Raw genomic sequence first — 4,312 nt, forward strand, 5'->3', positions numbered from 1 at the left:
GATGCAGGCTGAACCACTGCTATCGCGAGCAGGCTCGCTCCCACATTTCTCATATCAAGTGGTCGGACGGCGTTTGCTTCCTATTAATAAGAACGATTACTATTCGTGCCCCGTCCCCACAGCACGCCGTGATGATCCCCAAGCTGCCTCGCAGACCCGGCTTTTTCGAGCATTACGAAGAGTTGATCGGCACCTGGACCCGCCGCCTGCGCAATCGCGATCAGGCCGAGGACCTGGCCCATGACACCTTCGTGCGCGTGCTCGAGTCCGATTCGGCGCAGGTCGAACAGCCACGGGCCTATCTGCACCAGACAGCGCGCAATATTGCAGTGGACGGCTATCGGCGTGAAGATCGACGGGGCGCCATGGAGGAAGCGGCGCTTGACCCTGGTAATTCGTTTGCGGGCGACCCGGAGCACTACATGCACGCGATCCAGCTGGCGGACTCCATCGAACGGGCGCTTGCCGAGCTGCCGGCCCATTGCCGCACGGTGTTTGTCTGGCAGAAGATCGAAGGCCTGACCCAGGCGGAAATCGCCGAGCGCCTGGGCCTGTCAAAAAACATGGTGGAAAAGTATATGATCCGCACCCTGCGCCATCTGCGTGATCGCCTCGACGGACCCGATCAATGAGCGGTCGACCTCTTCCACCCGAGCCACAGGACCCTTCCATGATGGATAGCCGTGACTGCCCGTGCGGGCAGAGCAGGGTTCGCGACGAGGCGGCGCGATGGTTCGTGCGTCTGCAGGACCCGGTCATGAGCCTCGACGAGCGTCAGCGCTTCGAGGCCTGGCTGGGCGAACACCCCAACCACCGCGATGAAATTCAACTGTTGCAAGGGATCTGGAGCGCAACGGACCTGCTGCCTATGGAGCGCTTGCAAGCGCTGTGCGAACGGCCCGCCGAACGCCCGAGACGCAGGCCTTTGCTGCGCTATGCGGTCGCCGCCGGATTGGTGGCGGTGGCAGTCGGTCTGGGGCTGTTCAGCGGCCTCGGTGCGTCGAGCGATTACCGCAGCGAGTTCGCCACTGCCCTCGGTGAGCGTCGGCATGTCGCGCTGCCGGATGGCTCGCTGATCGATCTCAACAGCCGCAGCCATGTGCATGTTGTCTTCGAACATCGCCAACGTCGGGTAGAGCTGGTCGAGGGGGAGGCGCTGTTCAGGGTCGAGCATGATGCCGCGCGTCCGTTCACCGTCGATGCGGGCAACGGCCAGGTGACGGTGACCGGGACGCGCTTCGATGTGCGCCGCGATGCCGACAGCACCCGGGTGGTCGTGGAGGAAGGGAGCGTCAAGGTCCAGGGGCGCGATTTCCCCATCAGCCTCACGGCTGGTTTGGGAACCCGGATCGACGCACACGGCAAGGTCGCTTCACCGTACCCGATCAACGCCGATGAACTCACCGCATGGCGCAACGGCAAGCTGGTGTTCAATAACGCGCCGTTGAGTGAAGTCGCCGAGGAAGTCTCCCGTTATCGCGCCAAGCCCCTGCGGATCGGCAGCGCCGCTGTGGGCGACCTGCGCCTGACCAGTGTGTTCCGCTCGGACAATCCCGAGGCGCTGCTCAAGGCCTTGCCGAGCATCCTGCCGGTGGCGGTGCGCACACTCGACGACGGCAGCCAGGAAATAATTGCGAAATAGATTCAGGTTTTTTTCGAGTTCTTCGTCTTCTTGTCCAACTGCAACTGGTTTGCATTAACAGACGCGTATTCTTGCGATTCGACAGGACAAGGTTCGACGTGAAAACTTCCGCCAAGAACAACAAACGTACCTCCACCCGTTGGCTACCGCTGGCACTGACCCTGGCGGTCAGCGCCGGGTTGCCCGAGGCTTTTGCCGACCAGGCCGCCAGCGCAATTCACATTCAGGCGCAACCTCTGGGCCAGGCGCTGAGCCAGCTTGGCCAGCAGACATCGTTGCAGGTGTTCTTCAGCCCGGACCTGGTGGCCGGCAAGCACGCACCGGCGGTGCAGGGCAACCTGTCTCCCGAGGCGGCCCTGGGGCAATTGCTTGAGGGCAGCGGCTTGCAATACCAGATTGATCAGGGCTCGGTGACTGTGTTGCCGGCTCCCTCGGCGTCTACCGATGGCCCGCTGGAGTTGGGCGCCACCGAGATCCAGGTGGTCGGCGACTGGCTCGGCGACGCCAACGCCGAAGTGGTGCAGAACCACGCCGGTGCGCGAACGGTGATCCGCCGCGAAGCGATGGTCGAGCAGGGCGCCATGAACGTCGGCGATGTATTGCGGCGGGTCCCGGGCGTGCAGGTGCAAGACGCTAACGGCACCGGTGGCAGCGACATCGCCTTGAACGTCGGCGTGCGCGGCCTGACCTCGCGTCTGTCGCCGCGCTCCACGGTCCTGATCGACGGCGTACCGGCGGCCTTTGCGCCGTACGGCCAGCCGCAACTGTCGATGGCGCCGATCTCGTCGGGCAACCTGGACAGCATCGACGTGGTACGCGGTGCCGGCTCGGTGCGCTATGGACCGCAGAACGTCGGCGGGGTAATCAACTTCGTCACCCGCGCCATCCCGGAGAAAGCCACCGGGGAAATCGGCAGCACTCTGGAAACTTCCCAGCATGGCGGCTGGAAGCACATCGACACGGCGTTTCTGGGCGGTACCGCTGACAACGGTCTGGGCGTGGCGCTGCTGTATTCGGGCGTCAACGGCAACGGATATCGCAAGAGCAACAACGATAACGACATCGACGACGTGATCCTCAAGACCCACTGGGCGCCGACCGACGTTGATGATTTCTCGCTGAACTTCCATTACTACGACGCCGAGGCCGACATGCCCGGCGGCCTGATCCAGGCACAGTACGACGCCGACCCGTACCAGTCCGATCGCGACTGGGACAGTTTCAGCGGCCGGCGCAAGGACGTATCGTTCAAGTGGATCCGCGAAATCGGCGAGCGCACCCAGGCCGAAGTGCTGACCTATTATTCCGACAGCTTCCGCGGCAGCACCATCGCCTCGCGGGACCAGCGCAACCTGGTGTCCTACCCGCGTAGTTATTACACCTTCGGCATCGAGCCGCGGGTCTCCCATGTGTTCGACCTGGGGCCGACCACCCAGGAGGCCAGCGTCGGTTATCGCTACCTCAAGGAAGGCATGCACGAGGAGGCCAGCCGCCTGGCGCTGCGCAACAACGAACCGGTGGTGCGTCCGGGCGCCGACGGTCACGTCTATCAGGATCGGACCGGTGGTACCGAAGCCCATGCGGTCTACATCGACGACAAGATTGATGTCGGCAAGTGGACCATCACTCCGGGCATCCGCTTCGAAAGCATCAGCACCGAATGGCATGACCGCCCGGTGCTCGACACCGCCGGCCGCCCGGTGCAGGAAAAGCGCCGTAGCATCGACAGCAATGAACCGCTGCCGGCCTTGAGCGTGATGTACCACCTGTCCGACGCCTGGAAGCTGTTCGCCAACTACGAGACCTCGTTCGGCAGCCTGCAGTATTTCCAGCTCGGCCAGGGCGGTGACGGCAACAACACCGCCAATGGCCTGAGCCCGGAAAAGGCCAAGACCTACGAGGTCGGTACGCGCTACAACGATGAGGTGTGGGGCGGGGAAGTGACGCTGTTCTACATCGACTTCGATGACGAGTTGCAATACATCAGCAACGATGTGGGCTGGACCAACATGGGCGCCACCAAGCACCAGGGGCTGGAAGCGTCGGTGCATTACGACATGGCCGCGTTGGACCCGCGTCTCGACGGCCTGACCGCCAGCGCCGGTTTCACCTACACCCGCGCCACCTATGAAGGCGACATCCCGAGCTTCAAGAGCCGTGACCTGCCGTTCTATTCGCGCCAGATTGCCACCGTGGGCCTGCGCTACGAAGTCAATCGCTGGACTTACAATCTCGACGGCTTTGCCCAGTCCGGGCAACGTTCACCGGGCAACAGCGTGAACCCCGATGGCAGTTTCAGCGACAACTACATCACCGACGGCACCGTCGATGGGCAGTACGGCGACATGCCGGGCTATATGCTCTGGAACGTTCGGGGCGGCTATGATTTCGGCTCGCAGCTGTCGAACCTGAAACTCGGCGCGGGGGTGAAGAACCTGTTCGATCATCAGTACTACACGCGTTCCAGCGACAACAACTCGGGTATCTACGTCGGCGCGCCGCGGACGTTTTTCGTGCAGGCGAGCGTGGGTTTTTGATCACGTCTCCTGCGGCTTGAAACCCAGTCCCAAGGCCCAAACCAATCCCGTGGCGAGGGAGCTTGCTCCCGCTGGGTCGCGAAGCGGCCCCAAAACCTCTCGAACGCGGAGCATCAGCTACTCCGCGTTCGAC

General features: G+C 63.0%; 3 protein-coding genes. All 3 read left to right on the plus strand.

What is annotated here, in order from left to right; translation table 11 throughout:
* The first annotated feature begins 131 nt into the window (after positions 1 to 131).
* The 3 genes from ACE04F_RS13295 (at position 132) to ACE04F_RS13305 (ending at position 4,179) form a co-directional block, all read left to right on the plus strand.
* Complete coding sequence (locus tag ACE04F_RS13295) at positions 132 to 632, plus strand: sigma-70 family RNA polymerase sigma factor (RefSeq protein WP_486107317.1); 501 nt, start codon at positions 132 to 134, stop codon at positions 630 to 632.
* Between the two features lie 38 nt (positions 633 to 670).
* Positions 671 to 1,642 (plus strand): FecR family protein, encoded by a 972-nt coding sequence (locus ACE04F_RS13300; RefSeq protein WP_486107319.1) that lies wholly within the window; start codon positions 671 to 673, stop codon positions 1,640 to 1,642.
* 98 nt (positions 1,643 to 1,740) lie between these two features.
* Positions 1,741 to 4,179, plus strand: coding sequence for a TonB-dependent siderophore receptor (locus ACE04F_RS13305; RefSeq protein ID WP_486107321.1), 2,439 nt, complete (start codon positions 1,741 to 1,743; stop codon positions 4,177 to 4,179).
* The last annotated feature ends 133 nt before the right edge of the window (positions 4,180 to 4,312 follow it).

The sequence above is a fragment of the Pseudomonas sp. AGC41 genome (assembly GCF_057334555.1).

Excerpts from the sequence above, each read along its gene's own strand:
- ACE04F_RS13295 (WP_486107317.1), top strand. The coding sequence starts at position 132 with ATGATCCCCAAGCTGCCTCGCAGACCCGGCTTTTTCGAGCATTACGAA.
- ACE04F_RS13300 (WP_486107319.1), top strand. The coding sequence starts at position 671 with ATGATGGATAGCCGTGACTGCCCGTGCGGGCAGAGCAGGGTTCGCGAC.